Origin of the sequence: Brevibacillus invocatus (genome assembly GCF_003710915.1) — a bacterium.
Taxonomy (GTDB): Bacteria; Bacillota; Bacilli; order Brevibacillales; family Brevibacillaceae; genus Brevibacillus; species Brevibacillus invocatus.
Map to the genome: position 1 here is coordinate 127,051 of NZ_RHHR01000010.1, position 26,518 is coordinate 153,568.

Annotated in this window: 27 protein-coding genes and 2 riboswitches; of the genes, 3 read left to right on the top strand and 24 right to left on the bottom strand. The window is 49.8% G+C overall.

All coding sequences use genetic code 11. From position 1 onward, the window contains the following. Window positions 1-2: 2 nt before the first annotated feature. The 13 genes from EDM52_RS06630 to EDM52_RS06690 all read right to left on the bottom strand — a co-directional run bounded on the left by EDM52_RS06630 (window position 3) and on the right by EDM52_RS06690 (window position 11,488). The gene (locus tag EDM52_RS06630; RefSeq protein ID WP_057134074.1) at window positions 3-554 is read right to left on the bottom strand and encodes an ECF transporter S component; all 552 of its coding nucleotides are present in this window, start codon (window positions 552-554) and stop codon (window positions 3-5) included. 64 nt (window positions 555-618) lie between these two features. Further along, the gene (locus EDM52_RS06635) at window positions 619-1,455 is read right to left on the bottom strand and encodes an energy-coupling factor transporter transmembrane component T family protein (RefSeq protein ID WP_122908239.1); all 837 of its coding nucleotides are present in this window, start codon (window positions 1,453-1,455) and stop codon (window positions 619-621) included. A 12-nt stretch (window positions 1,456-1,467) separates the two neighbouring features. Further along, the gene (locus EDM52_RS06640; RefSeq protein WP_122908240.1) at window positions 1,468-2,328 is read right to left on the bottom strand and encodes an energy-coupling factor transporter ATPase; all 861 of its coding nucleotides are present in this window, start codon (window positions 2,326-2,328) and stop codon (window positions 1,468-1,470) included. After that, window positions 2,325-3,194 carry an energy-coupling factor transporter ATPase gene (locus EDM52_RS06645; protein ID WP_122908241.1) on the bottom strand — a complete coding sequence of 290 codons (870 nt, stop codon included), beginning with the start codon at window positions 3,192-3,194 and terminating at the stop codon, window positions 2,325-2,327. Before EDM52_RS06645 ends, EDM52_RS06640 begins: the two co-directional genes overlap by 4 nt. Before the next feature lie 162 nt (window positions 3,195-3,356). Further along, complete coding sequence (locus EDM52_RS06650) at window positions 3,357-3,599, bottom strand: hypothetical protein (RefSeq protein WP_122908242.1); 243 nt, start codon at window positions 3,597-3,599, stop codon at window positions 3,357-3,359. Window positions 3,600-3,697: 98 nt separating this feature from the next. Then, window positions 3,698-4,369, bottom strand: a complete 672-nt coding sequence (locus EDM52_RS06655; protein WP_122908243.1) for a GNAT family N-acetyltransferase — start codon at window positions 4,367-4,369, stop codon at window positions 3,698-3,700. Window positions 4,370-4,384: 15 nt separating this feature from the next. Continuing rightward, window positions 4,385-5,062, bottom strand: a complete 678-nt coding sequence (locus tag EDM52_RS06660; RefSeq protein WP_122908244.1) for a GNAT family N-acetyltransferase — start codon at window positions 5,060-5,062, stop codon at window positions 4,385-4,387. Window positions 5,063-5,086: 24 nt separating this feature from the next. Then, complete coding sequence (locus tag EDM52_RS06665) at window positions 5,087-5,944, bottom strand: carbon-nitrogen hydrolase family protein (protein WP_057133951.1); 858 nt, start codon at window positions 5,942-5,944, stop codon at window positions 5,087-5,089. Between the two features lie 169 nt (window positions 5,945-6,113). Next, a complete protein-coding gene (gene ribH, locus EDM52_RS06670) occupies window positions 6,114-6,578 on the bottom strand; it encodes a 6,7-dimethyl-8-ribityllumazine synthase (RefSeq protein WP_057133953.1) in 465 nt (154 codons plus the stop codon). A gap of 20 nt (window positions 6,579-6,598) precedes the next feature. After that, the gene (locus EDM52_RS06675) at window positions 6,599-7,792 is read right to left on the bottom strand and encodes a bifunctional 3,4-dihydroxy-2-butanone-4-phosphate synthase/GTP cyclohydrolase II (protein ID WP_057133955.1); all 1,194 of its coding nucleotides are present in this window, start codon (window positions 7,790-7,792) and stop codon (window positions 6,599-6,601) included. 18 nt (window positions 7,793-7,810) lie between these two features. Then, window positions 7,811-8,485, bottom strand: a complete 675-nt coding sequence (locus tag EDM52_RS06680) for a riboflavin synthase (RefSeq protein ID WP_122908245.1) — start codon at window positions 8,483-8,485, stop codon at window positions 7,811-7,813. 1 nt (window position 8,486) lies between these two features. Next, the gene (gene ribD, locus EDM52_RS06685) at window positions 8,487-9,599 is read right to left on the bottom strand and encodes a bifunctional diaminohydroxyphosphoribosylaminopyrimidine deaminase/5-amino-6-(5-phosphoribosylamino)uracil reductase RibD (RefSeq protein WP_122908246.1); all 1,113 of its coding nucleotides are present in this window, start codon (window positions 9,597-9,599) and stop codon (window positions 8,487-8,489) included. 128 nt (window positions 9,600-9,727) lie between these two features. Next, window positions 9,728-9,878: riboswitch (FMN riboswitch) on the bottom strand. 137 nt (window positions 9,879-10,015) lie between these two features. Continuing rightward, window positions 10,016-10,163: riboswitch (FMN riboswitch) on the bottom strand. A 68-nt stretch (window positions 10,164-10,231) separates the two neighbouring features. Further along, on the bottom strand, window positions 10,232-11,488 hold the full coding sequence (locus tag EDM52_RS06690) for a M20 family metallo-hydrolase (protein ID WP_122908247.1): 1,257 nt from the start codon (window positions 11,486-11,488) through the stop codon (window positions 10,232-10,234). Window positions 11,489-11,630: 142 nt separating this feature from the next. On the opposite strand from EDM52_RS06690, the gene EDM52_RS06695 reads away from it, so the two are divergent. Further along, window positions 11,631-11,810 carry a hypothetical protein gene (locus EDM52_RS06695; protein WP_057133962.1) on the top strand — a complete coding sequence of 60 codons (180 nt, stop codon included), beginning with the start codon at window positions 11,631-11,633 and terminating at the stop codon, window positions 11,808-11,810. A gap of 62 nt (window positions 11,811-11,872) precedes the next feature. Here EDM52_RS06695 and EDM52_RS06700 read toward each other — a convergent pair whose 3' ends face one another. From EDM52_RS06700 to dut, 7 genes are all read right to left on the bottom strand, one after another. Beyond that, window positions 11,873-13,486 carry an ABC-F family ATP-binding cassette domain-containing protein gene (locus EDM52_RS06700; RefSeq protein WP_122908248.1) on the bottom strand — a complete coding sequence of 538 codons (1,614 nt, stop codon included), beginning with the start codon at window positions 13,484-13,486 and terminating at the stop codon, window positions 11,873-11,875. Between the two features lie 338 nt (window positions 13,487-13,824). Beyond that, a complete protein-coding gene (locus EDM52_RS06705) occupies window positions 13,825-14,937 on the bottom strand; it encodes a sulfate/molybdate ABC transporter ATP-binding protein (protein ID WP_122908249.1) in 1,113 nt (370 codons plus the stop codon). A 26-nt stretch (window positions 14,938-14,963) separates the two neighbouring features. After that, window positions 14,964-15,797, bottom strand: coding sequence for a sulfate ABC transporter permease subunit CysW (gene cysW, locus EDM52_RS06710; RefSeq protein WP_057133966.1), 834 nt, complete (start codon window positions 15,795-15,797; stop codon window positions 14,964-14,966). Between the two features lie 12 nt (window positions 15,798-15,809). Beyond that, window positions 15,810-16,649 carry a sulfate ABC transporter permease subunit CysT gene (gene cysT / locus EDM52_RS06715; RefSeq protein WP_057133968.1) on the bottom strand — a complete coding sequence of 280 codons (840 nt, stop codon included), beginning with the start codon at window positions 16,647-16,649 and terminating at the stop codon, window positions 15,810-15,812. Window positions 16,650-16,676: 27 nt separating this feature from the next. Further along, window positions 16,677-17,732, bottom strand: a complete 1,056-nt coding sequence (locus EDM52_RS06720) for a sulfate ABC transporter substrate-binding protein (protein ID WP_122908250.1) — start codon at window positions 17,730-17,732, stop codon at window positions 16,677-16,679. Window positions 17,733-17,936: 204 nt separating this feature from the next. Next, window positions 17,937-18,305 (bottom strand): cytochrome-c oxidase, encoded by a 369-nt coding sequence (locus EDM52_RS06725; RefSeq protein WP_122908251.1) that lies wholly within the window; start codon window positions 18,303-18,305, stop codon window positions 17,937-17,939. Window positions 18,306-18,470: 165 nt separating this feature from the next. Continuing rightward, complete coding sequence (gene dut / locus EDM52_RS06730; RefSeq protein ID WP_057134006.1) at window positions 18,471-19,007, bottom strand: dUTP diphosphatase; 537 nt, start codon at window positions 19,005-19,007, stop codon at window positions 18,471-18,473. A gap of 224 nt (window positions 19,008-19,231) precedes the next feature. On the opposite strand from dut, the gene trhO reads away from it, so the two are divergent. Beyond that, window positions 19,232-20,176, top strand: coding sequence for an oxygen-dependent tRNA uridine(34) hydroxylase TrhO (trhO, locus tag EDM52_RS06735; protein WP_057133973.1), 945 nt, complete (start codon window positions 19,232-19,234; stop codon window positions 20,174-20,176). Window positions 20,177-20,212: 36 nt separating this feature from the next. Here the strand turns inward: trhO and EDM52_RS06740 are convergent, their stop codons facing one another. After that, a complete protein-coding gene (locus EDM52_RS06740; protein ID WP_122908252.1) occupies window positions 20,213-21,727 on the bottom strand; it encodes a serine hydrolase domain-containing protein in 1,515 nt (504 codons plus the stop codon). Between the two features lie 190 nt (window positions 21,728-21,917). Between EDM52_RS06740 and EDM52_RS06745 the strand changes: the two genes are divergently transcribed. Then, window positions 21,918-23,369: an amidase family protein gene (locus EDM52_RS06745; RefSeq protein WP_122908253.1), complete on the top strand. Its 1,452-nt coding sequence runs from the start codon at window positions 21,918-21,920 to the stop codon at window positions 23,367-23,369. A gap of 57 nt (window positions 23,370-23,426) precedes the next feature. Here the strand turns inward: EDM52_RS06745 and EDM52_RS06750 are convergent, their stop codons facing one another. The 3 genes from EDM52_RS06750 to EDM52_RS06760 all read right to left on the bottom strand — a co-directional run bounded on the left by EDM52_RS06750 (window position 23,427) and on the right by EDM52_RS06760 (window position 26,507). Then, entirely contained in the window at window positions 23,427-23,876 is a 450-nt protein-coding gene (locus tag EDM52_RS06750; RefSeq protein ID WP_057134008.1) for a hypothetical protein, read from the bottom strand. A gap of 219 nt (window positions 23,877-24,095) precedes the next feature. Further along, window positions 24,096-25,139, bottom strand: a complete 1,044-nt coding sequence (locus EDM52_RS06755; protein WP_122908254.1) for an Ldh family oxidoreductase — start codon at window positions 25,137-25,139, stop codon at window positions 24,096-24,098. Window positions 25,140-25,382: 243 nt separating this feature from the next. Then, complete coding sequence (locus EDM52_RS06760; RefSeq protein WP_122908255.1) at window positions 25,383-26,507, bottom strand: YheC/YheD family endospore coat-associated protein; 1,125 nt, start codon at window positions 26,505-26,507, stop codon at window positions 25,383-25,385. Between the last annotated feature and the right edge of the window lie 11 nt (window positions 26,508-26,518).

Here is a 26,518-nt window from a genome sequence, read left to right on the forward strand (position 1 = left end):
ATTCACCCCGAGATTTTTGATTTTTGCTTTCCAGACTTCACGAGATTTTTCCAGGTTGCGACGACAGCCAGCGTCACGATTACCGAGACGATAGCCTCAGGCAAGCCGCTGGTCAGCGCTACAGTAGCCGCGACCCCAAACGTCATGTAACCGCGAATGACAGCCATACCCAAAACCAAGAGCGTGTTCGTCATGGCACCGACAAAGCCCGCTGCGCCAATCGCGAAATACTCATTGGTTCTTTTTAGCCCTACATAAGTAAAATACGCAGTCACCCCAATAAATAAGCGTGGAAGAATGGCTACCAACGGATCTTTGAACAATGGGACCGTGGCATTTAAAAATGAGGATACACCAAAAATAAGACCAATGATCATGCCGACGCCCCAGCCTTCCATGATGCCGCCGATGACTGCAGGAATGTGCATAATCGTTGCATTTCCTGCTGCCGTAGGTACCGGGATGTAGCCGAGCCGCGTGACACCCAGCAGGATGGCAATTGCCCCCAAGACACCCGCGATTACGATTCTTCGTACCGTCAAGCCTTTCTCCATGCCCTACTCCTCCTCTTTTCTTCACATCTATTTGGAATCCCCGTTCAGGGAGAATTCCCAAGGTCTACCAAGGGATGACGAGCATTATGACCGAAATCACGATGCTTGTGAGGAGTGCGACGTAGTCTTTCCCTTGGGCTTTATAGTGCGTATATTGTGTACGGGAAGCGCCTGGCGTATAGCATCTCGCTTCCATCGCCAAGATTAAATCTTCTGCCCGAGCAAGTGCTACATTAAAGAGCGGGATGATGATTGGAAGCATGTCTTTGGTTCGCCGGATAATGCGCCACCATTCGCCCGTCCCGAAATCAGCGCCACGAGACGCTTGTGCTTTCATCATTTTTTCCATTTCCATCGCAAACGTGGGCACAAAACGGATGGCAATGGTAATGATCAAGGCAAACGCATGCACCGGAAATTTCACTTTGTGCAAAGGTCCGAGCAGCCTCTCCATGCCGTGTGTCAGTTCTGTCGTGGAAGTACTCAGCGTCAAGACACTCGACAGAAAAATAACCTCAACAAAGCGCATTGCCGAAACCAGCACAAGCCGTATACTTTCTGAGGAAATCGTAATAAAGCCGTATTGAACGTACACCGTCCCGCCGTTGGCAATCTCTCCATAGAACAGCAGCTGCAATGTTGCGAGAATGATGATAAAAGGAATGGCTGGTTTGATTCCGGAGATGCCGTAGTGGAGAGGAATTTTGGCGACCGCAAACATCGAGATACATATAACAAGAGCAAACAGATTTCCTACATACGTATTGCAGATTGCGATTGCTAGAATCAGGATGACAAAGGCTGCCAGCTTGAATCGGGGATCGAGACGATGAACCACTGACTCGGTGGGCAAATATTGGCCTATCGTAATATTTCGAGACAACTCAAATTCGGCTGACATCGTACTCCCTCCCTAACGGTTGATCAGCTTCAGGATTTCCGCAGCCGCTTCCTCCGGTAAAAAAGCTCCCGGATCAACCCCGTAGCCTTGTTCGCGCAGCTTATACAGGATGTCGACTGCTTCAGGGGTTCCGATATGGTGCTCACGCAAGATCTCCTGATTGCCAAAAATCTGGCGCGGTGTCCCCTCGCAGGCAATCTGCCCGAGCGCCATCACGTAAACCCGCTCAGCGAGCTGCGCGACCTCCTCCATATTGTGCGATACGAAAATCACCGTCAGCCGTTCTTCCTGATTGAGTCTACGAATCCGCTGCAACAGCTCTTGCCTAGACCTTGGGTCCAAGCCGGCTGTCGGTTCGTCCAAAACCAGCACTTTCGGACGAAGGGCAAGCATGCCAGCCAAGGCTATTTTGCGTTTTTGCCCGCCACTCAAGGCAAAGGTAGGACGATCCTTCATCTCCTCGAAGGACAGACCGACCAGCTCCATCGCCCATTCGACACGCTCCTTCACTTCTGCGAGTGGCAAGCCCATCTTGAATGGCCCATAGGCAATATCGTCGCCGACCAGCTTTTCAAACAACTGATCTTCCGGATTTTGAAAGACGAGGCCCACTTGACGGCGCAGCAATTTAATGTCTACCTTGGGGTCTGAGACATCCAGTCCATTGACGATGACTTTTCCCGCCTGGGGCCGAAATAAGCCGTTCAAGTGTTGGATCAGCGTGGATTTCCCAGAACCCGTGTGTCCAATGATGGCGATACACTCACCCTTTGCGGCCTGCATGCTTACACGATTCAATGCTCGATGCGCAAGTGGCGTTCCCTGCATATAGGTATGGGAGAGATCGGATACTTCTACGATGGATCGATTCATGTGCCACTCGCCTCCGCTTGCGGGATGGAATGTCTATTTACTTCCTCTACCACCTCATCATTTTCGATCAGGTCGACCGAAAAAGACGCACACTGAGCATGGACATAAGCGGCGATACGGCTCGCATCCGGAACGTCCAAATGCAGCTCCTGCAATCTCGCTTGATGGGAAAATACTTCACGGGGTGTTCCCTGCAATACGATCTGACCTGCTTCCATCACCACGACCCGATCTGCCTGTGTAACTTCCGACATGTGGTGCGTCACGGTTACAATCGTCATTCCTTCTTCATGCAGCTTCCGTATGACAGTCAAAATTTCCTGGCGCCCGTAGCTGTCGAGCATGCTCGTTGCTTCATCCAATACGACACACTGCGGTCTCATTGCCAATATTCCCGCGATGGCAATCCGCTGTTTTTGTCCGCCAGACAAATGATGGGGCGGGCGATGGCGAAATTCGCTCATCCCAACAACAGCCAAAGAAGCATCGATGCGTTCCTTCATTTCCTGTGGCGCCACCCCGATGTTTTCCAGACCAAATGCGACATCATCCTCTACAATTGTCGCCACGATCTGATTGTCCGGATGTTGGAAGACCATGCCGACCTTGCTTCTCACCTCGTGCAGGCGCATTCTGTCGCGCGTGTCGATTCCGTTTACATAGACACCTCCCTCCGACGGTGTCAGAATGCCATTCAGATGTTTGGATAAAGTGGATTTTCCGGAACCGTTATGACCGATAATCGCCAGATACTCACCTGGATACACGTCTAATGAAACATTTTTCAGGACAGGAATTTGTTGATCCTGATTTACCTTGTAGGAAAATGAAATGTCTTCAACACGAATAATGGGATTGTTGGTCATGGGCTCCCCCTCTCAAACAATATGTTTTTAATATTCTGTAAATTATATTCAGAAACACCGCAGGTATATCCCTACCTGAGGAGTTCCGGTGTTTCTGCTTCTTTCAAAAACACTTCTTTCCCTAGATGAAAAGTCCTTCTGGGCTAGCAAAAAAATCTTCCCTTAAGGGTCTTTGCCCTCGTCAGCACGATCCAACAAAACGCCCACTTCTGCCGGTGGCTTTCTTGGACGGCGTTTGGTCTTGCGCTTCTTTTTTCGCAATACAAACAGGGCTGTCAGCATGAAGGCAAGCGTAGCCAATTGCATCGGCTGAAGCAATTCGATTTTTACCCAGCCGCTTATTGCGAGCAAATGAAAAAGAACAGCCATGTAGATCAGAATAACGGCAAGATTTTGTGATTTCACGAGAGCCTCCTTTGCAACAGAGAAGAAAACTCCCGAAAGGCTGGTGATTTACACCGCGCAACCCATCAGGAGTTCATCCTCTTCGACCATGCCTGTGATTAGAGCGGCAAAAGCTCCACTTTTTCCAAAGATGACAGAGCTTCTACCATATCCAGCCAGGCTTGTGGTTTTTCCGGCAGCACAGCGTAATAGCGCTTGAGGAAGGTGACAATCAAGTCTGCCTCCAGGAAATCCTGATTCTCGTCCATCGGCATAAAGCCCAAATCAAGTCCAGATACAGCCTCGCCATCATTTTGCCAGGAAGGATGCACATACGCGAAGTTCGTACGCTTATACCCCAAGTGAGACAGCACTTCCCGACGAACGTACGGATCCATCGGCTTAATGCCGCCAAACGCATGCTCTTCTACACGGTACGGATCGTATATCTCGGCAAACATTCCGTACAGGCTTTTGCCATTCTCGGCAGCCAAAGCCAGCAAATCCTTCTCGCGCTTCTTGGCGAGAAAACGACCCACGCCCAGTCCTTCGCGTCCAATAATGGTAAAGTCCGTCATCGCTACATTCATATCCGGGTAGTACCGATACTCCGTCGCTCCTACGACTTCGCCTTCATGCACGGCGACAAACACGCGGATGCTTGGATCTTCGAGCGGCTCTTTCCACAGATCGTAATCCAGTACCTCTTCCGGTGGAAATACCTCTTGCATCAGTCGGTGCATTTTGGCAAACAATGGGTTATCGATGTGTTGAATGCGGATGTATTCCATAGTTTCTTGTCCTCCCTAAGGGATTGTATTTTGGATAAATGGGTTTTTCCATTCCATCAATGTCGCGTAATTGCGTGATTCCTCGTCCTCCAGATAGTCCGCTACGACCTTGACGGGCGTTCGACCACAGCGCATCAGAAAGGTGATGACCGGGTCCTTTACTTCCCCTTTGACCACACGTTCCAAATACTCTTCCGGTGTCATTTGATCCGCAAAGCGTCCGTATCCCGGCATCCGACCTCCACCCAAGAGGCGTTGGAGCCCTTTTTCAATCACCAGCTCGTACATCGCCTGCATCATGCATTGTCCCAATCTCAGCTTGCGGTAGCTCGGACGAATACAAATGTCCACGATATACAGGGTATCCCCTTCTGGAAGATGATTGCGGATATATCCATTGTCGGTGATTTCTTCCCACTTGTGATCGGGATTCGCTGGGTCAAAAGCAACGAGCAAGGCCGTCATAGAGCCAGCCAGAACTCCTTCGACTTCGACACAGATCGCGCCTTCCGGAAACAGAGTCACATGGTTCGTCAATTGCTCTTCATTCCACCACAGCTCTGATGGAAACGGCGGCGGAAAGCTTTCTGCCTGAATGCGTATCAGTTCGGTAAAATCAGCCTTCCTATAGTTACGGATCACCGCATGGCGAGGCTGGTCACCGTCAAAAACATACAACTCTTTCCGGTACATAATCATCCTCCTGTGGAAAAGGAATCAATTCCAGTCGGGGTAGAGATCTGTTCTTCTGTCGCGCCAGGTGGTTACCGAACCCTTCTCACGCACATCATACAGCAGTTGAATATCCAGATCCGCCGTGACGAGCATGTCATGGTTGAGCTCACCTTCTGCTAAGATGCCACGTGGCGGGAAGGGAACATCATTCGGGGTCAGGATTGCGGCTTGTCCAAAGTTCGCACGCATAAAGTCTACGGTAGGCAGAGAACCAACTGTACCGGTCAGTACCACATAGACCTGATTTTCTATCGTACGTGCATGGGAGGTGTAGCGCACACGATGGAAAGCATGGCGATCGTCGGTGCAGGACGGGCAAAAAATGACATCTGCACCCCGTGCTTTCGCGATCCGCACCCATTCCGGAAATTCGATATCATAGCAGATGATCATGGCTACTTTCCCTTTGTCAGTATCAAAGATTTGCAGCGAATCTCCCGCCCCCATATTCCAGCCCTTGACTTCCCAAGGCGTGATATGGATTTTTTTCTGCTGGCCGATACGTCCGTCGGGATAAAACAAAAAGGCCGTATTGTACAGCTTGCCATTTTCTTCGATGATGTGGGTACCGCCGATCAAATGCATCTGGTACTTGGCAGCTAGGGAACGAAACAACTCGACGTACTGCTCGGTGAAGTTCGGCAAGGCAGTAATCGGCAAAGCATTGCCTTGTTCATCTCCAATGGACATCAACTGTGTCGTGAAGAGTTCAGGAAAGAGCAGAAACTCTGTATCGTACTCGTCAGCGTTTTTGACGTAGTGTTCAACCTGATGGGCAAATTCTTCAAAAGTATGTATGGTGTGCAAATGGTACTGCACAGCAGATACGCGCATTTTCATGTCTGCTCCTCCTGGCATCCTCTATATGTACATCAGATTCAATATATCAAAAACAGATTATAATGTCTCTCCTTTCAACACTTGTTGCCGCGAAGAAATCAGGAGGAGCGCACCCCCACACACGGAGGAGGCGCTCCTCTACCATCATTCCCGATTACTCCAGCTCAGCTTATGAAAATTGTTTGGAAAGATTCGCCATCTCAATCGCCGATACAGCGGCATCCCAGCCTTTGTTTCCTGCTTTAGTGCCTGCTCGCTCAATCGCTTGTTCGATGGAGTCCGTCGTAAGCACCCCGAAAATGACCGGTATGCCTGTTTGCATGGAGGCAGCAGCAACCCCTTTGGCGCATTCGCTGCAGACGTAATCAAAATGAGGTGTAGCACCTCGAATCACCGCGCCCAGGGTCACCACAGCATCGTAGCGGCCGGATTCTGCCATTTTTTTGGCAATCAAGGAGATTTCAAAGGCACCCGGTACCCAGGCGACATCGATCTGCTTCTCTTCAATCCCGTGACGTTTGAGAGCATCCAAAGCGCCACCTACCAGCTTTTGGACGATCAATTCATTAAATCTTCCAGCCACTATGCCAATTCGCAATCCTGTTCCTACCAGATTTCCTTCAAATGTTCTCATTTATTGCACACTCCTCGTGATTAATAGTGTAGAAGATGACCCAGTTTTTCCTGCTTGGTCGTCAAGTATTTCTTGTTATGAGGATGTTCAGGCATTTGAATCGGAACACGCTCTAAGACATGCAATCCATACCCTTCCAGCCCGCGAATTTTTCTCGGGTTGTTCGTCAATAAACGCATGCGGTTCACACCCAAGTCGCGCAATATTTGCGCACCGATGCCATACTCGCGCAAATCAGCACCGAACCCGAGCTTTTGATTGGCTTCAACAGTATCCATGCCTTGCTCTTGCAGGGTATAGGCGCGGAGCTTGTTGATCAAGCCGATCCCACGTCCTTCTTGTCGCATGTATAAAAGCACGCCACGTCCCTCTGCCTCGATCTGCTCCAGTGCCGCATGCAGCTGTGGTCCACAATCGCAACGCAATGAGCCGAATACATCTCCTGTCAGACACTCGGAATGGACGCGTACCAGGATGGGCTCATCAGGTGAAATCTCACCCTTGATCAAGGCGACATGCTCCTTGCCATCCAGTTGATTCGTGTAGGCAGCGATGCGAAAATCTCCGTACGCGCTAGGCAGCTTGGCGACTACTTCCCTTTTTATCAACGACTCGGTCTGCATCCGATAGCGGATCAGTTCCGCTATGCTGATCAGTTTGAGGTCAAAGCGTTGTGCGATCTCTTCCAGCTGCGGCAGGCGCGCCATCGAGCCATCTTCATTCATGATTTCGCAGATGACTCCAGCAGGTACACCTCCTGCCAGCTGTGCCAAATCAACTGCTGCTTCTGTATGTCCAGCTCTTCGGAGAACACCACCTCGCTTGGCTACTAACGGAAAAATATGACCAGGTCGCCGAAAGTCATCAGCATGCTTGGACTCATCCAGCATCGCGAGGACGGTGGCGGAACGCTCCTGGGCAGAGATTCCGGTATGCGTACTCCTTTCATCGATGGAGATGGTGAATGCGGTTCCCTGCTTGTCCGTATTGGTTTCGACCATCGGTTTCAGCTGAAGTCTCCCCGCGTGTTCCTCTGTCACAGGGACACAAACCAGGCCCCGTCCGTGCGTCACCATAAAATTGATCATCTCAGGTGTCGCATACTCTGCCATGCAGACAAAATCACCTTCATTTTCACGATCCTCATCATCCACCACGATGACTGCTTTGCCCTGACGCAAATCTTTCAACACTTCCTCTATGTGATGAAACATTTTGCTGGTTCCCTCCTTTTAGGCGAATCCGTTTTCCTGCAAGAAAGACAGATTCAGCCGGCTTTGGCTTGCCATTTGTGGCTTGTCCGCTTTTTGTTCATTCCTCGGATGAAGCAAAAGTCGTTCCACGTATTTCCCGATCATGTCTGCCTCCAGATTCACCCGATCTCCTGGTTTGCGGTCCTGAAGACTGGTCGAAGCCAAAGTATGCGGGATGATGGAGACTGAAAAGCTCGATTCATTCACATCCACCACCGTCAGACTAATGCCATCGATGCATATTGAGCCGCGTGGAATGATGTACCTAAGCAGTTCGGCTGTCGCTTCAATTCGAAACCGTACAGCATTGGCATGCAACTGCAGAGACAAAATGGTTCCCGTACCATCCACGTGTCCAGATACAAGATGGCCGCCAAAACGATCACCGAGCTTCATGGCCCGTTCCAGATTGACCTTTTGGCCGCGCTGGAGCTGTCGCAAACTGGTATGGCGAAGCGTTTCAGGCATGACATCCACTTCAAAATGACGCAAAGAAAAGGAGGTCACTGTCAGGCAAATACCGTTGACCGAGATGCTGTCGCCAATACTGACTCCTTCCAGCACCTTTTGAGCACGAATTCGCAAACGGCATGCCTCCTGATTTCCGGTGATGGATTCTACGATTCCGATCTCCTCTACCAAGCCTGTAAACATGTTACTGCCCCCTTCCTACCATCCACTGCGGGTACCCGACTATGCGGATGTCTTGTTCGTCTATAGGTTTAATCTCGGTATGCACCAATCTGACAGCATCGTCCATGCTGGCATATCCAATGCCGCCAAATATAGAGGGCGCTGCTTTGCCGCCCACTAGCTTGAGTGATACATAGCTGATGATTTTTTGGATTGCCTTAGCTTGCAAAAAAGCGGCGTTGATTTCTGCCCCACCCTCTACTAGCAGGGAGGTAATCCCTCTCTCCCCAAGCACGGCTAGAACATGATTGATCTGAAGTTCTCCATCAAGCGTGATCACCATTACCCCTTTTGCGGTAAGTTCTTCTGTCTTCTTCTGGCTTGATGCTGAAGTGGTTATGATCCAGGTCTTCGCATCTTCGCACTGCGTGACACGGGCATTCAGTGGTGTACGCAGCTGGCGATCCAGAATGATACGGATCGGCTGTTTTCCAGCTATGGATCCAGCATGTCGAGCCGTCAGTTCCGGATCATCCGACAATACCGTTCCGACGCCAACCAGAATGGCATCGTGCATTCTTCGCAGATCATGCACCTCTTCACGCGATGCCACACCCGTTATCCACCGACTATGCCCCGTACATGTCGCAATTTTTCCATCCAGTGTACTGGCTGTCTTCAGCGTGACAAAAGGACGGCTGGTCTGTACGTAATGGAAAAAAACTTCGTTCAGCTGTATCGCTTCCTGCTCCTGGATTCCAACGACTACTTCCAATCCAGCGTCTTTCAGCTTATCCACACCAGAACCAGCTACCAGAGGGTTGGGGTCCTTCGTAGCCACTACGACTTTTCGAACGCCAGAAGATAGAATCGCATCGGTACAAGGGGGCGTTTTTCCATGGTGGCTGCAAGGCTCCAGGGAAACGTACAGGGTCGAGCCCACTGCTTGATTTCCTGCCATCTTCAACGCATGGATCTCCGCATGCGGCTCTCCTGCTCTCAGATGAGCACCCATGCCTACAATGGTTCCATTTTTGACAACGATCGCTCCTACGAGTGGATTGGGGCTTGTTTGTCCTTTTGCAGATTTCGCCAAATCGATCGCCATGCTCATATAGTCAATATCCGTTTTCATCCATTCCTCTCCCTTTCTAGGCACGGTCGCAAGAAATAAGAAAACCCCGACACCATTCAGGTATCAGGGCATAGGGAAAGAAGCCTTGCTCTAGCCGTTTTTCAAAAACGAAGACTAGAGAAAGCACAACTCATCTTCTCCCATCCGGACTTTACCGTCGGCTCTGGAATTTCACCAGATCAGTCGTCAAACCGATCACGCTTGGATGACGAGTCGCGGGCTCAGACGCATTGCGCCATTACCGCCGGTCAGGAATTTCACCTTGCCCTGAAGATTGTGCCTATGAAATTCAGACTTTACCCTTGCCCCTCCTCTCTGAAAAAATAAAAAGCCCTTGAGCAAGATCTACTCAGGGCATCGAAAAACAAGCCTTTTTCAAGCCGTTTTTCAAAAAAACAGCTCCAAAAGACTAATCCAAATACCTTCTCCCATCCGGACTTTACCGTCGGCCTTGGAATTGCACCAAGTCAGTCGCCGCCCAAACAACAAGCGGCGAGTCGCGGGCTCAGACGTGCGTTCGTCATTACCGCCGGTCGGGAATTGCACCCTACCCTGAAGGCTGGTATTCAGTTGTTGCCATTATAACATACTTTTTCAACACGTCACGCTTTGTATATTTTTCCCAGAATTCGTCAGGTTGCGCACATACGCTGCACGGTTTTGTACAGCAGCTGGGTACCGCAGGCGATATCTTCGTAGTTGGCGTATTCCTGCGGATTGTGGCTGATCCCATCACGGCAGCGCACAAAAATCATCGCGTAATCACATACATACGAAAGGGCTAGCGCATCATGAAAAGGTCCACTCATCAGTTCTGGAGCACGAAGATTTAGTTTGGTGCTTTCTTCGCGAATGATGTCTTTGATCCAGGGGGCGCAATAGCGAGGTTTACTATTGGTATCTTCCGTGATGGTATAGCGTAAACCATGCTGCATTGCGATCTGTTCGATTTCCTGCCGCAATTCCTGCTCCCGCTGATCTCGCCTATGCAAATCAATATCACGCAAATCAACGGTGAAGCTCACTTTTTCAGGGATTATGTTGCGCGAATCAGGAAACACCTGCAGATGTCCTACGGTACCGACCGTCGGTGCTGCCGGATCGAGTTTGGCCAAATCGTTGAGAGCTACGATCACTTTTGCAGCGCCAAGCAAGGCATCCTGCCTCATAAGCATCGGTACCGAACCGGCGTGGCCAGCGAATCCTGTCATTTCTACTGTCCACCAGAGCGGTCCTGAGATCGCCGAGACGATTCCTACTGGCTCCTCCATTTTATCGAGAATCGGGCCCTGCTCAATATGCAGCTCCAAGTAAGCCCCGATCCTTCCCTGTGCATAGAGAGATTCCTCAAATCTATCTGGATCACATCCAAAATCAAGTAGCGCTTGCCTGCGTGTGATCCCGTTTTTGTCCGTGCGCTCCAGCTCGTCTGGCTCCAGCTTACCAAGGATTCCCCGAGAACCGAACAAACCTTTCTGGAACCGACATCCCTCCTCATCGCAAAAGGCAACGACCTCGATGGGCTGATCAGGCACAATTCCCCGCTCATTCATGGTTTGCAGGACTTCCAATCCTCCGAGTACCCCAATGGTTCCGTCAAATCGTCCTCCGTATGGCTGAGAATCAATATGGGAGCCGATCATCAGGATTGGGGCATCCGGATTACGACCGTCCAACCGCCCGATCAGATTGCCGAAGTGATCGATCCGTGTCTGCAATCCCGCTTCCTCCATCCACCCGCGCACCAGTTCCACACCGGCCCGGTCTTCTGCCGACAAGGCCAGCCGACATACACCCGTTTCTCCAAGTTTTCCGACCTCGGCCAATTCCTCAATTCGTCTTTTCAACCGGTCTTGCTGAATGGTAAAAGCCCCGTCTATCTGGTTCATCTTGGACTTCGCCTCCTTACTGACATCGTATTCCGCTCGTCCAGCAACTAGTCTCCTTTTCCCGGTCAAGACGCCTTACCGAATGAATACACGTCCAAGAATCTGCTATAATGAATCGGACAGTTTCGGGAGGTTTTGACGAATGGACAAATGGCTAAACAAGCGTGTGAAGATGAAAGAAGGACCGAAAAAGCGTGGGATTGTCGAATACATAGATGAGCAGTACATCGTGGTCTATTTTACTTTTCCTCGCAAGGAGCGGGTCATTTACCCAAGCAAGGAAGCCTTTCTGAATAAGGTGGAGTTTATCGAAGAAGCGTGATCCACGCAAAAAAGCCCTTGACTACCTTTTTATGGCAGTAATCAAGGGCTACTTTTTTCTACTTACGCGTAATGCTCGTCACGAAGACGTTTGATCTCGTCGCTCTCGAGATACTCATCGTAGGTCATCATCTTGTCAATGACACCTTTTGGCGTAAATTCGATGATCCGGTTGGCGATCGTTTGCACGAACTGGTGGTCATGCGATACGAACAGCATGGTGCCATCAAAATCGATAAGACCGTTATTGAGTGCCGTGATCGATTCCAAGTCCAAGTGGTTGGTCGGCTCATCCAGGATCAGCACGTTGGCACTTGCCAGCATCATCTTGGAAAGCATGCAACGCACTTTTTCTCCCCCGGACAATACATTTGCCTTCTTCAGGGCTTCATCCCCGGAGAAGAGCATACGTCCCAGGAAACCGCGGATAAAGGTTTCGTCTTGCTCCTTCGAATACTGGCGCAGCCAATCCACCAGATTAAGGTCCGTCTCGAAGTATTCCGAGTTGTCTTTCGGGAAGTACGCTTGAGACGTCGTAACGCCCCACTCGTACGTACCGCTGTCTGCCTCGACTTCGCCCATCACAACACGGAAAAACGTGGTTTTTGCCAGCTCATTCGGCCCGACGAATGCCACTTTATCTCCTTTGTTAATGGCGAGATGAAGATTTTCAAACAGCTTCTCTCCCTCAATCGTTTTGCTCAAGCCTTCAATAGCCAACAGGTTTTTACCCGCTTCACGTTCTGGCTTGAAGTTGATGAAGGGATATTTGCGGCTCGATGGACGAATATCTTCCAAGCTGATTTTTTCCAACAGCTTTTTACGCGAGGTCGCTTGCTTGGATTTGGAGGCATTCGCCGAGAATCGCGCAATGAACTCCTGCAGCTCTTTCATTTTTTCTTCTTTCTTCTTGTTCTGGTCGCGAACCATCTTCAGCGCCAATTGGCTGGATTCGTACCAGAAGTCGTAGTTCCCCACGTACATCTGGATTTTGCCGAAGTCAATATCCGCGATGTGGGTACATACCTTGTTCAAGAAGTGACGGTCATGGGATACCACGATGACGGTATTCTCATAATCCATCAGGAAGTTCTCCAGCCAACGGATCGACTCGATGTCCAGGTGGTTGGTTGGCTCATCCAGCAGCAAGATGTGTGGATTGCCAAACAAGGCCTGTGCCAAAAGGACACGAACCTTCTCATTACCGGCCAGGTCCTCCATCTTCTTGTCGTGCAGATCAGTTGGGATTCCCAAGCCAATCAGTAATCCCGCTGCATCCGCTTCTGCCATCCAACCATTTAATTCTTCAAACTCCCCTTCGAGCTGCGAGGCCAGGATGCCGTCAGCTTCAGAGAAGTCTTCCTTCATGTATAGTGCATTTTTTTGTTCCATGATCTCATAAAGTCTTTTATGACCCATGATGACCGTCTTCAACACTTCGAATTCATCGAACTCGTAGTGGTTCTGCTTGAGAACAGCAATGCGCTCTCCTGGTGTGACAGAGACGTGACCACTGGTAGGCTCGATCTCTCCGGAGAGAATTTTGACGAATGTAGACTTACCGGCACCATTGGCACCGATCAAACCATAGCAGTTACCGGGAGTAAACTTGATGGATACATCTTCAAACAAGGCGCGTTTGCCGTAGCGAAGCGTCACGTTCTGAGTGCTTATCATCTCTATACCTACCTTTTCGAATCGTTCAAACACTTATCTTATCAGAAAAACGTGATTTTGGCAAAAAGAGATGCCCCATCTCGCTATAGAATGGACAGGATCAGGGCATCCTAGCTGGGAATTGTACCTCATGACAGGAAGGAGGGAGCACGATGTCCAAGCAAAACGGTGTAAAAAATGAGATGGGCAACAAGGAAAACCCGTCTCAAACCAGATCCTCCACGACCGTTGGCAAAGAAGAGACGCGTTCCAAGCAGCGCGGTGAATAGCGCTCATTTCGAAAGGCAAAAAACCGGTCAACAGCATGAGAGTTGGCCGGTTTTTTGTATGTTCATGACTCAAAAGCTGGCTTGGATAGGTAAAAACGTGGGACGGGGAGTGGTCGCCGCCGGAGACTCCACATAAAAGGAAAGGTTGTTCAGTTTGACGAAGACGGTACTTTTTTCTTCGACATGCAGCTCGCTGAAGCGCTGATGGCTCAACTCTGCTTCAAACAGCTCATCCGTATCCAATCTTCTCAGATCCAGACGGACGATTGGACCCAACGGTGAAATATGTTGAATTCTCGCTTGAACAAAGTGACCATCGCCTGGCGCTAGAGCGATTTCTACATCGTGTGGCCGCATGTAGCCTACAGCCGGCAGTTCACCCGAATTATGCTCCCACTCTGTCTCAAATTCCGCTTCGCCCAGTCTTACTTTTCCATCGCGAATCCGCCCCCGAAACAGATTGACCCTGCCGAGAAAACTGTAGACGAATGGATTGGCTGGCAAGTGGTAAATTTCCTCTGGTGAGCCGACTTGCTCCACCCGCCCTTCATTCATGACCACAACTTGGTCAGCCAGCTCCATTGCTTCCTCCTGATCGTGCGTGACGAACAAGATGGTCAAGCCAAGCTTCTCATGCAAATGACGGAGCCAACGCCGCAACTCCTGCCTCACTTTGGTATCCAATGCACCAAACGGTTCATCTAACAAGAGAAATTTGGGTTCCACCGCCAACGCGCGAGCCAATGCCACACGCTGTCTTTGCCCTCCCGAGAGCTGGGACGGATAACGATGAGCCAAGCCGTCCAGTTGGACCAAGCGAAGGAGCAAATGAACTCTTTCCTTAATCTCCTGCTTGCTCGGTCTTGTCTTGCGGCTGCGAACAGAGAGGCCAAATGCGATATTGTCAAAAATCGTCATATGCCGAAACAAGGCATAATGTTGGAACACAAAGCCTACCTGACGTTCACGCACATCTCGATTGGTGTTGTCCTCGCCATGAAAAAGGATAGCCCCGGTATCAGGCTGTTCCAGTCCGGCGATCAGGCGAAGCAAGGTTGTTTTTCCAGAACCGGATGGGCCCAGGAGCGCAACCAATTCACCTTCCGGAATGTGCAGGCTTACTTCCTTCAGAGCCGTGAAGTTCTTGTAGGATTTTGTGATATTCACAACCTCTATACTCATCCGTTCTCTCTCCTCACACCAGTTAGTTAAACGTGTTCTCCTCCCGACTCTCTCTGCGTTTTCCACTCAATCAGGCTCTTGATGATCAAGGTGACAAGGGCAAGTGCTGCCAGTAGCGTGGCGACAGCAAACGCAGCCGCGAATTGATATTCGTTGTAGAGGATTTCGACGTGCAGGGGCAAGGTATTGGTCATGCCGCGAATATGACCAGAAACGACGGAAACCGCCCCGAATTCGCCCATCGCTCGGGCATTGCAAAGAATCACACCGTACAGCAACCCCCATTTGACATTGGGGAGCGTCACGCGTAAAAATGTCTTCCAGCCGCTCGCTCCCAACGAGACAGCTGCCTCTTCCTCATCCTTTCCTTGCGCCTCCATGATTGGGATCAGCTCTCTTGCAACAAACGGAAAGGTCACAAAGGTAGTCGCCAAGATGATCCCCGGAACAGCAAAGATGATCTTAATGTCATTTGCCTCCAACCAAGGATATGCGATCCCCTGACTCCCGAATAGCAACACAAAAATCAGACCCGCGATCACGGGGGAAACGGCAAACGGAAGATCAATCAGGGTCAACAGCACATTTTTGCCTCGAAAGGAAAATTTGGCGATCGCCCAAGCTGCAGCCACACCAAAGGTGACGTTAAGCGGGACGGTAATAGCTGCTACCAGCAGAGTCAGCTTCACCGCAGAAAACGTCTCTTCCTCCATAATCGCTGAAAGGAAGACAGCCGTTCCTTGCTTGAACGCCTCCATAAACACCGCGATCAAGGGCAAAATCAAAAACAGCACAAGAAAAAGCAGAGCAACACTGATCAGCAGCCAACGAATCGCGGCAGATTCTGTAATGTGCTTCAGCGGTTACACCTCCTAGCGTGCGGCATCGAATTTATTAATTCGCCACTGCAAATAGTTAATGATCAACAGCATGATGAAGGAAGCCACCAGCATCACGGTCGCGATGGCAGTTGCACCAGCGTAGTCGAACTGCTCCAACTTGGTCATGATCAGTAATGGCACGATTTCTGTCTTGAGCGGCATGTTCCCTGAGATGAAGACGACGGAACCATACTCTCCAAGAGCACGGGCAAAAGCGAGAGCAAACCCTGTGATTACTGCGGGCAAGAGATGGGGTAATATCACCCGGATAAAGGTATTCCAACGTGTTGCTCCCAAGGTCGCAGCCGCTTCCTCCATTTGCAAATCCCAATCCTGCAGTACCGGTTGGACGGTACGCACAACGAATGGCAGCCCAATAAACGTAAGAGCAACCCAGATACCCAATGGTGTGTAAGCGATCTTGATTCCCCACTCCGCAGCATACTGGCCGATCCACCCATTTTCCGCATAGATCGATGTCAGGGCGATTCCCCCCACTGCCGTGGGCAGAGCGAACGGAAGATCCACAATGCCATCGATAAACCTTTTCCCCACAAACTGGTACCTAGCCAGCACCCACGCAACCAACACACCAAAAACGGCATTCATGCATGCAGCCAAAAAAGAGGTAACGACGCTAACCCGAATGGAAGCCAAGACACGATCATCGAGAATGGTGCCGACGAACTCACCCCAGCTCATGGTAGAAGCCTTCAAGAACAGGACTGACAGCGGGATGAGCACCAGGAGGCTAAGATAGATGACGGTATAACCCATCGTCAAACCAAAGCCTGGCAGAAATCCTCTGTTTCGCGATGATTTACTTTTCATGAAGTTGCTCCTCTTGTATACATGTGTTTATGGTTTATAGATCTGGTCAAAAACTCCCTGATCGGCAAAATGCTGCTTTTGTGCTTTTGTCCATCCGCCAAATACTTCGTCGATCGTAAACATTTCGATCTCTGGAAATGCTGGCGTATGTGCTTTCAAAACCTCTTCCGAGCGCGGTCGATAATAATGCTTGGCGGCGATTTCCTGACCTTCCTTACTGTAGAGGAACTGCAAATATGCTTCAGCGACAGGACGCGTTCCATGTTTATCCACGTTTTTGTCCACTACGGTGACAGGTGGTTCGGCTAAAATACTCATAGACGGATTGACAATTTCAAATTTGTCTTGCCCAAGCTGGTTGACAGCAAGATACGCCTCGTTTTCCCACGCGATCAAGACGTCTCCGATTCCGCGTTCGACAAACGTCGTGGTCGCGCCGCGCGCGCCCGAATCCAGAACAGGAACATTTTTGAACAAGCTGGTGACGAACTCCTTTGCTTTGGCTTCATCTCCTTGATGCTTCTTCAATGCATATCCCCATGCGGCTAGGTAGTTCCAACGAGCTCCTCCAGAAGTCTTGGGATTGGGGGTAATGACGGCGATACCCGGTTTGATCAGGTCATCCCAGTCTTTGATCTGCTTGGGGTTTCCTTTTCTCGTGAGGAAGACGATCGTGGAAGTGTAGGGTGAGCTGTTGTCTGGAAGTTTCTTTTGCCAATCTGCTGCAATAAGTCCTCGCTCTGCCATCGCATCAATATCGTAGGCCAGTGCGAGCGTCACCACATCTGCCTCCAACCCGTCAATCACCGAACGCGACTGTTTGCCTGACCCGCCATGTGATTGTTTGATCGTCAATGACTGGCCCGTTTTTTCATTCCACTCTTCCATGAACATTTTGTTAACATCCTGATAAAACTCCCGCGTAGGATCGTAGGACACGTTGAGCAAATCCAGTTCGGGACCAGCCTCGCCTGACGCTCCTCCTGATCCACTGGACGATGCGCACCCGACTAAGCTCAAAGTGAGCAGCGTGACTCCTACCTTGCGAAATAATGCAGCGTTCAGGTCTTTTATAGATTTCATGCGGCTTCTATTCACTCCTTCTAAACGTTCCTCTGGCAAATATTCTCATCTACCCTATGCCCAAGAGGTAGGCGAAGTGCTGAGGTCGATCCGCTCTAGACAAAAATAGGCACACGAATCAAGTCGGGAATATACAAAAAAGCTCTCCCTCGAAAGGAGAACTTCTTCGTATTCCTCAACCTTTTGGGGTAGCCAAGAATTCGGTTAATCCCGAGCATGTTGCCATACATTGATGGCGAACAGCAAAATACCCACTCCCAATACCAATGAACCGATGATGGTACCTACCACATATCCCTCCGATTGCGTATAGAGCATCAGAAACAGCGAACCCTGCATGACAGGCAAACCGATATTGTGCAGCCAAAAGTGCCAGGTTGCCAAAGCAGTCTTGCCAGCAGCAGGATAGGCATAATACACGAGTCCGATGATGGCCAGGGATACCCAGCCCACCAGATTCAAATGCGCGTGTACGGAAGAATACGAAAAAGCTTTGGTAATTCCCATGACAATTCCTAAAATAATGGCGATGACGAAGTAAAAAGCGGCAATCTTGATGAAACGAGCAGCCATTTTTTCACCTCCTTCCGTCCATGTGTTACATATATATTCCAGCGCCAAAGGATCACGACTAATTTCCCAATCATCAGCTTGAACAAAAAAAAGTAAGGGTTGCGTGAAAACAACCCTTACTTCTGTTATTTGTCTGTAAATCATGGTTGGATTAAAGCCGAAAACTTATCCCTGAATGCCGCTGCTGCCAAAACCCCCGCTGCCCCGCTCTGTCTCATCGAGCTCGTCTACGACTTCAAAGAGCGCCATCGGGACTTGCGCGATCACGCCTTGAGCGATTCGATCGCCTTTTCTGATCAGGTAGCTATGCTTGTCTACCTCTTGTTCTACTGTAATTGTTTTTTCACTGGCATCGAAGCATTCTGTTCCCCGCTCATTTGACACAAAACGAATATTATCGATAAGGACACAAACCTCTCCGCGATATCCGGCATCCACTGTGCCCGGTGCATTGGAGAGTCTCAGCTTCGTTTTCGCGCCGATACCGGAACGAGGGCGAACCTGAAGCTCGTATCCTTCCGGCAATGCGAAAGCCAGTCCAGTTGGAATTTTAGCTGACTCTCCAGGTGCGATCAACGTATCTTCTATGGCAACCAAATCAAAACCCGCATCCAACTCGCGAGCGTATTTTGGAATCACGGCATCCTCGTGGAGCTTTTTAATTTTTACGTGCGTGGTCAGACGCTGGCTGTTGTTATTCATCCTTAGTCTCTCCTCTACTTTACCTAGCATTCGTCTCTTAGTGTACAGGATGAGATAACCACCAGCAAGGCAAAGACCGTTTCTTCTTTTCGAGGAAGCCATGCTAATTTTTCATAGAAAGCTCACATTTCCCTTTCTTTTTCTGCGCTTTATCAGCTTCAGTATGATATAATCACCGTTGCATCACAAAACATAATCGAATAAAGAAAGGATGGGATTGTACCTTGCAAGTACAAAAACCATATCGCATTTTGCTTTACTACAAGTATACGCCAATCGACAATTACGAGGAGTATGCGGCCGAACACCTCAAGTTCTGCAAAGAAAACGGACTTCTCGGGCGCATTATCGTCGCTCCGGAAGGGATCAACGGTACGGTATCCGGCACGATCGAGCAAACCCAAGCCTACATGGATTACGTACGGAGCGACTCGCGCTTCGCTGACATGTGGTTCAAAATAGACGAGTCGGATGAGCATGCCTTTAAAAAGATGTTTGTCCGCGCGAAAAAAGAGCTGGTTACATGGCGTTTGGAAGACGATGTCGATCCGAACCAAAAGACTGGCCACTACCTGAATCCAAAAGAGTTTTACGAAATGATGCAGCAAGATGACGTCGTGATTTTGGATGGGCGCAATTACTATGAATACGATCTGGGTCACTTCCGTGGAGCGATTCGCCCTGAAGTAGATTCTTCCCGCGAGTTCCCGGAATGGATTCGTGAAAATATGAGTCAGTTCAAAGATAAAAAGGTCCTCACCTACTGCACAGGCGGTATTCGTTGTGAAAAGCTGACAGGTGTCCTCTTGAACCAAGGCTTTGAAAATGTCTATCAGCTACATGGCGGAATCGTCACGTATGGTAAAGATCCTGAAGTACAGGGACGCCTTTGGGATGGCAAATGCTATGTGTTCGACGAGCGCATCTCCATTCCGATCAATCACACGGAAGAAGATGTTGTCATTGGCCGCTGCTACTATTGCGGCAAGGTAGAAGACCGCTACCTCAACTGCGCAAATCCATTCTGCAACAAACAGCACTTCTGCTGCCCAGAATGTGAACAAACCTATAAGCGCTCCTGCTCGGACGAATGCCGTGAGCATCCACGCAATCGTTTTGTAGAAGCAGAAGAAAAAGCAAAACTGCAAGCAGCTGGCGCAAAAGCGTAAACGCCGAAAAGATAAAAAGCTGATTCCTTCGGGGAGTCAGCTTTTTTGTATGTCCTTTATTGACGGTATCGTACTTGCTTTGATTAAAGAAAGAACCCCATTCATCGACAAGAAGATGACCATGAGCAATACCATCTCAGCCAGATCGGGAACAAACAAGGAAACGGTGTGCCAGCTCACTTGCGTCAAGTAGAGCAGAACAGGAATGACAAGGCCAGCCAATGAGAAAAATACGCCTCCTAGGGTGAACCACACCCATCTACGCAGCTTGGTCTCCATCCCGCGACGAAAGGAAGTCAATAGCCAGACCGTGATCGCCATTAATACAAGCACTCCCCCTACAGCCAGCCATCTTTCCATGATCGGTGGAAACGAAATGGGTGTAGCCTCCGATCCGAGCAGGATATCCTGAATGCCTGTTGCCACGATGGACAGACGGGCCTCCTCCAAACGATTGTTTTGATTGGTCAGGAGCACAATCCCCCAGCCTGATTCCGGCAGCCAAACCATTTCTGACCGAGCATCAGGCGAAGATCCAGCGTGCCAGATGCGAGTCTCCCCCGTGTCCGTTTGTGTGATTCTCCAGCCGTATCCGTAATAATGGTTCGCACGGACCGATACGGCTGGCTGAATCATTTCCTTTGTCCGATCGGCTGAGATCACCTTTCCCGGTTCTTGCATTGCAATCAAGAACTTCGCCAGATCGGAGGAGCTGGATACCACATAGCCATAAGGAGCACCGCCATTATCATACGGAATGGGACTCGGGATGGACAAACCCAGCCAGGATCGAAATCCGGGCTCCCAGCCTATAGCTTCTGCCTGGCGTACCGTTGCCGCTGAATGCTTCATTTCCAATGAAGAAAAGATCGAGGATTCCATAAACTCAGCATAGGTCATACCGCTTACTTCCTCGATCACTGCACCTAGCACGGCATAATTGGCGTTGCTGTAAATATGCCGGTTACCTGAAGCTGCCTCAAGCGGTTCTTTTGCAAGCGCTCTTACCGTACGCTGGATGGCTAACTGGTCGCTAGCACCTTGATCTGCTATGTTCAATCCGGCGCTTTCGCTCATTCCGCTTGTTTGTGTCAGCACCTGATGAATCGTAATCTGTGAAGCTGCTTTGGCGTCAGGTAAAGAAAACCACGGAAGATATTGTTGGACGGGGACATCGAGCCGTACTTTCCCTTCATCGACGAGTCGCATGATCCCATATGCCGTAAGCGTTTTGCTGAGAGAACCGATAAGAAAAGGCGTCTCGTTCGTGACAGTCTGTTCACTCTCTCCTGTTATCCCCCATGAACGGGAGTACACTTGCTCTCCTTGATACACCAGTGCCGCAGAACCACCTGGGACACCCAGTTTGCGAATTGCCTCATCCAAATAGTGGTCTACCGCTTGCAATTGACTGCTCTGCCCAGGCTCCGCCTTCCCTCCTTGTGCATTTTTAGGGGGAAAGATAAGCAGTGAGAGGATACCAAGCAAGCTGCAAACTACCAGAACTCGCTTCCAATTATGTATGATTCCTGTGTAAAATAAGTCTCTCATCTTGACCTCCCCTTCCCACTTTAGCAAAATCCGCCAAGCGATTAACCGGGCAGGAGGTGGAACCAGTTCCCCGACTTAAGACGGAGTTTGGGAGGAGATTATTCGCAAGCTCACTGGTCCCCCCTTCCATTTATCATAAATTGAAGTAAGATAAGAAGAAGTCCAAATTGAATGAAAATAGGTGAGATAGATGACACTTAACCATGAATCCACAATTTTGGAATGGCAACAAGCGATGGAAGAGGGTAAAACGACATCGCGCGAGCTAACTCAAGCTTTTTTGAAAAGGATTGCCGATAATGACAAACAAGGACTGCTTATAAACGCAATCAGCGAAATCAATCCGGATGCCCTACATATCGCTGATGCCATGGACCGGGAACGCGCTTTGACCGGAAGTCGCGGCCCGCTGCATGGTATTTCGATCCTGATCAAGGATAATATAGCGACACATGACAGCATGCACACGACGGCTGGATCACTCGCCATGGCAGACTCTTATGCCTCTGCAGATGCTTTTCTCGTGTCCCGCCTTCGAGATGCCGGAGCTGTGTTGCTTGGTAAAACAAATCTGACGGAATGGGCGAATTTCATCTCGGATCACATGCCAAACGGATACAGCTCCCGTGGCGGACAAGTACTCAATCCGTACGGACCAGGAAGCTTGGATGTCGGTGGCTCCAGTGCAGGGTCGGGAGCCGCAATTGCAGCGGGCTTTGCCGTGGCAGCAGTTGGTACGGAAACGTCCGGCTCTATTCTGAATCCTGCCGCCCGCAATTCATTGGTCGGCATCAAACCAACTGTTGGTCTGATCAGCCGCACGGGAATCATTCCGATCGCCACGAGTCAGGATACGGCAGGTCCGATGGCTCGTACGGTAGAAGATGCAGCCATTTTGCTAGGCGTCATGGCTGGAATCGACGCACAAGACCCCGCTACGGGCAAAAGCAAAGGTCTCGTCCCAGCCGACTACCGGTCCAGTCTCGACCTCGACGGGTTGCGTGGGGCAAGGATCGGGATTGTACGCTCCCGTTACATCGCGAAATTCGCTCAAGATGAGCAGGCATTGTATGAAGATGCAATCACCGTGCTGAAGGAAGCAGGGGCTACCGTCATCGATTCGATCACGATTCCATCCGAAGAAGCCAACTGGCAAAATCTCGTTCTGATCCATGAGTTCAAATCCGGCTTGAATGCGTACTTAAAAACCCTTCCGGCATCTTTTCCATTGCGAACGTTAAAGGACATCATGCTCTGGAACCAGCAGCATGAGGAGCAAGCATTGCGCTATGGACAGATTCTCTTCGAAAAAGCAGAGAAAACAAGCGGTGCGCTGACGGAGCCGGAATATATCACTACTCGCCTTTATGATTTGGAGATGTCTCAGCATCAAGGGATCGATGCCGTCTGTAACGAGCACAACCTGGACTGTTTGGTCTTCCCGATGAGTGAAGGAGCTTCGATCGCAGCGCGTGCTGGGTATCCTTCCGTCACCGTACCTGCCGGCTATACACAGGCAGGCAAGCCATTTGGCATCATGTTTACAGGTCTAGCCTTCCAGGAGTCTGCTCTCATCCGCTACGCCTATGCCTACGAACAAAAGAGTCACAAGCGCATCGCCCCACCTTTGCTCAACCATTAAGAACCAACGTAAAAAACGCAGAGCGTCCACTTGGCGCCCTGCGTTTTTTCTCTACCGCTATAAAGTCGTTTTCTCTGCTTCCGCCTTGCCGAGGCGTTCTTGAAACAACGAGCCCAATTGCCCAATATCCACTTCCCATTTTTCGTCCTTGTAGAAGACTGTTGCCTTGGTCTCTCCTTTGACCCCGACGATGCGGATGCTGGCTGTCTTCACTTCATAGCTACCGTCCGGCTGAAACGTAATATCAGCATCCTTCAGTTCTGCATCCAGAATGGGAGTGATGGTCTTGTCCACAATCTCTTGGGTTGCTTGTACGGCTGTCCGCCCCATCTGAATGACTTGCTCGGGTGAAAATTGAAAAAAGAGAACGAGGACGACCCCGATCAGGACAAACATAGAAAGGATTCGAATTAATCCTTTGACGAGCCATTGTGCTGCCAAAATGACAAGGATGATGCACAACGCAACTGGCCAGTAATCTTTCACCAATTGAAGCAATTGCTCCACGGTTATCACTCCTTTGTTTCCATTCTCGCCAAAAGTGGCCGGGGTTTAACCATCGCAGAGCGCTGATATACGTGTAAACAGAAGAAAAAAACCGTCGCACAATGCAGACGGATCCTTTCCGTTACTCGATTCATCATGATATTCGACCAACATTGACATTCCCCTGCCACTCTGCAAAAAACGTTAGCAAATCTTGGAGAGTTTTGTAGAAAAATCGAATTATTTATATAGAGCTGGTACACCGAGAGAGTCCGCAAGTTGATTAAGCTCTGCCAGCACATGCTCACTGATCACGATTCCGTTTTTCATTCTTTCTTCTTCTTGGAGAAATTCAATCTCTCCAGGCAGATACAGCTCCTCCACACCGCTCGCACGAACAGCACTCTTCACGTAGGCACCGAGAGTCGATGCCTGCTCTCTGAAGCGCTGCACTTCCATGAATGACGAGATTTGGATGGCTATCATGAAATGCGCGATTTCCTGCTTTTGCGAAAAGTCATAGAAAGAGGGAATCATTTTCGAGAACACTCCACCCGACAATACGCCTGTCAGGAGTTCGATCATAAGAGCCAATCCAAAGCCTTTTGGTCCACCCAAAGGTAAAACGAAGCCCCCTTCTACGACAGCGGCTGGGTCCCTAGTGGGCTTACCTTCCCGGTCTGCACCCCATCCTTCTGGAATCGATTCTCCCATTGTTTTGGCGTAAACGATTTTTCCAAATGCGACATTACTGAGTGCCATATCGAGAAGAAGAGGAAATCTCCCATCGGTTGGCGCAGCTATTGCCAGTGGATTATTGCCTAGCACTTTTTCTGCCCCGCCCGTAGGTGGCATCAAAGGCGTGGTGTTGCTCATCACAATCCCTATCATTCCTTGCATGCTAGCCATCATTGCGTATCCTGCTGCAATTCCAAAATGATTGCTCTTTTGGACGGATACCATGCCTACTCCGTATTTTTTGGCTTTTTCCATCGCCAGCTCCATCGCTTTCTTCCCTACGATCTGTCCCATAGATCCATTCCCGTCCAGTAATGCAATAGCCTTTTCATCACGAAGGGTCGTGATCAAAGCTTCACTGCGCACCAAGCCCTTTTGTATCCTTCTCACATAGACGGGAAGCCGCATAAAACCGTGACTGTGAATCCCACGCGCGTCCGCATTCAGCATGGTTTTCGATATCAGGTCGGCTTCATCCTGTGGTACCCCGATCTTCGTCAAACATGAGATAGAAAATAGCAATAGCTTCGTCGCCTGTATATCCATGTGTTCTCTCCTTTATCTCCTACATTGAGAGTGAGACCCTGCCAAAAAAACTCTTGCCCTCCCTTTCCTCACCCACGGGTGAATGTTGCGACATTCCATGACCGCTGCTGCTTCCACTGATATTTTAAGCAGGAGTGACGCAATGGTGCCCCCATATGATGCTTCATTGTCTTATAAGACAAAATCATCATGATCGTTATTCACAGCAAAAAGAACCAGACCTGTTAGAGGTCCGGTTCTCAATCAACCATTTGCTTTATTCCTAGCATGTATCGGATGAATCCTTAACTGACTTTGCCCGTTTGTTCTCGCTAAAAACAAGGCGTATTCGAGAGGACGGCGTATCGCTTTCTGGTACCTCTCCTTATCGCCCATTTGCGAAAAAATTTCCCTCCCAGGCTTTGGGTTCACTTCAATCAGCCAGGCTCGCCCCGACGCGTCAATCCCGATATCGAGACCGAATTCAACCATCCGACCAAAATGGGCTTCCAGGGATTCGGCTGTCTGCTGCGCGAGCGCCTCGCAATCTTTCACGATACGCGCAGTGTCGTCTTCACCGAAATGGGGACGCAGGAACGTTGCTGCTGGTACTGCTTTCCCACCCCCGTGCAAATTGGAGGTTGCACTGCGTTCCCCACCGATTCGTATTCCGTGACCGGTGATACTCCATTCTCCATGTCCATCCTTTTGAATTAAAAGGCGCATATCGATGGTTCGCTTGGGAATGAGATCGAGGTGAAGACCTTGCTGGACGATATATTTTTGCCCCTTCGTCCATTTGTCTACCCAGTTTTGTACAGCCGAGAGCTGGGTTAGCATGGCCGAAACTTTCAAGCGTTGCTTATCCCGCCCGAGTAAACGATAACCGCCGCCAATCTTTTCTACGCGTAAAATATTTCGCCCACCCGTGCCATTAATAGGCTTCACGTACAAAATCTTGTGACGCTCCAGCATCGTTGCGAGTTTACTTCTCGTGTACAGCCAGGTCTCTGGCAACCAGCGATGCATGCGGCTGTCCCGAACCAACACATCATGAACCCGCCATTTGTTCGCTAGTCTGTTGTTTACATACAAGAAGGAGCTTTTGCTCCGAAAAGCAACGTAATCCTTGAAGGCTTGCGTCGGCGTATACCGGTAGCGGTCAAAGACTGCATCTGGGCGATCAAAGAGTTGGCCATGCCATTTACCTTGCTCGTTTAGCACGTAACCTTTCACCTGTTTTTCATGTGCCTTCACATCTTTCGGTGAAAATAAAAAGACGCGACAACCCAATTCTCGCCCCGCTTTCAACAGCTTGCGAAAGTAGGCTGGTTCCGCGAACTTTTTACCTTCCCGCCAGGTTAGAATTCCGATTGTGGGTCGTTTCATCCGACCATCCT

What these genes read in the sequence shown, in the direction of transcription:
- EDM52_RS06720 (WP_122908250.1), bottom strand. Translation starts at nt 17,732, where the DNA reads ATGAAATCTATAAAAGACCTGAACGCTGCATTATTTCGCAAGGTAGGA.
- EDM52_RS06665 (WP_057133951.1), bottom strand. Translation starts at nt 5,944, where the DNA reads ATGAAAATGCGCGTATCTGCTGTGCAGTACCATTTGCACACCATACAT.
- EDM52_RS06725 (WP_122908251.1), bottom strand. Translation starts at nt 18,305, where the DNA reads ATGGCTGCTCGTTTCATCAAGATTGCCGCTTTTTACTTCGTCATCGCC.
- dut (WP_057134006.1), bottom strand. Translation starts at nt 19,007, where the DNA reads ATGAATAACAACAGCCAGCGTCTGACCACGCACGTAAAAATTAAAAAG.
- EDM52_RS06640 (WP_122908240.1), bottom strand. Translation starts at nt 2,328, where the DNA reads ATGAATCGATCCATCGTAGAAGTATCCGATCTCTCCCATACCTATATG.
- EDM52_RS06630 (WP_057134074.1), bottom strand. Translation starts at nt 554, where the DNA reads ATGGAGAAAGGCTTGACGGTACGAAGAATCGTAATCGCGGGTGTCTTG.
- EDM52_RS06740 (WP_122908252.1), bottom strand. Translation starts at nt 21,727, where the DNA reads ATGAGAGACTTATTTTACACAGGAATCATACATAATTGGAAGCGAGTT.
- ribH (WP_057133953.1), bottom strand. Translation starts at nt 6,578, where the DNA reads ATGAGAACATTTGAAGGAAATCTGGTAGGAACAGGATTGCGAATTGGC.
- cysT (WP_057133968.1), bottom strand. Translation starts at nt 16,649, where the DNA reads ATGAAAAGTAAATCATCGCGAAACAGAGGATTTCTGCCAGGCTTTGGT.
- EDM52_RS06675 (WP_057133955.1), bottom strand. Translation starts at nt 7,792, where the DNA reads ATGTTTCATCACATAGAGGAAGTGTTGAAAGATTTGCGTCAGGGCAAA.
- EDM52_RS06645 (WP_122908241.1), bottom strand. Translation starts at nt 3,194, where the DNA reads ATGACCAACAATCCCATTATTCGTGTTGAAGACATTTCATTTTCCTAC.
- EDM52_RS06745 (WP_122908253.1), top strand. Translation starts at nt 21,918, where the DNA reads ATGACACTTAACCATGAATCCACAATTTTGGAATGGCAACAAGCGATG.
- EDM52_RS06700 (WP_122908248.1), bottom strand. Translation starts at nt 13,486, where the DNA reads ATGATAAGCACTCAGAACGTGACGCTTCGCTACGGCAAACGCGCCTTG.
- EDM52_RS06755 (WP_122908254.1), bottom strand. Translation starts at nt 25,139, where the DNA reads ATGGATATACAGGCGACGAAGCTATTGCTATTTTCTATCTCATGTTTG.
- EDM52_RS06760 (WP_122908255.1), bottom strand. Translation starts at nt 26,507, where the DNA reads ATGAAACGACCCACAATCGGAATTCTAACCTGGCGGGAAGGTAAAAAG.
- EDM52_RS06680 (WP_122908245.1), bottom strand. Translation starts at nt 8,485, where the DNA reads ATGTTTACAGGCTTGGTAGAGGAGATCGGAATCGTAGAATCCATCACC.
- EDM52_RS06655 (WP_122908243.1), bottom strand. Translation starts at nt 4,369, where the DNA reads ATGGAATACATCCGCATTCAACACATCGATAACCCATTGTTTGCCAAA.
- EDM52_RS06705 (WP_122908249.1), bottom strand. Translation starts at nt 14,937, where the DNA reads ATGAGTATAGAGGTTGTGAATATCACAAAATCCTACAAGAACTTCACG.
- EDM52_RS06695 (WP_057133962.1), top strand. Translation starts at nt 11,631, where the DNA reads ATGGACAAATGGCTAAACAAGCGTGTGAAGATGAAAGAAGGACCGAAA.
- EDM52_RS06660 (WP_122908244.1), bottom strand. Translation starts at nt 5,062, where the DNA reads ATGTACCGGAAAGAGTTGTATGTTTTTGACGGTGACCAGCCTCGCCAT.
- EDM52_RS06635 (WP_122908239.1), bottom strand. Translation starts at nt 1,455, where the DNA reads ATGTCAGCCGAATTTGAGTTGTCTCGAAATATTACGATAGGCCAATAT.
- ribD (WP_122908246.1), bottom strand. Translation starts at nt 9,599, where the DNA reads ATGAAAACGGATATTGACTATATGAGCATGGCGATCGATTTGGCGAAA.
- EDM52_RS06690 (WP_122908247.1), bottom strand. Translation starts at nt 11,488, where the DNA reads ATGAACCAGATAGACGGGGCTTTTACCATTCAGCAAGACCGGTTGAAA.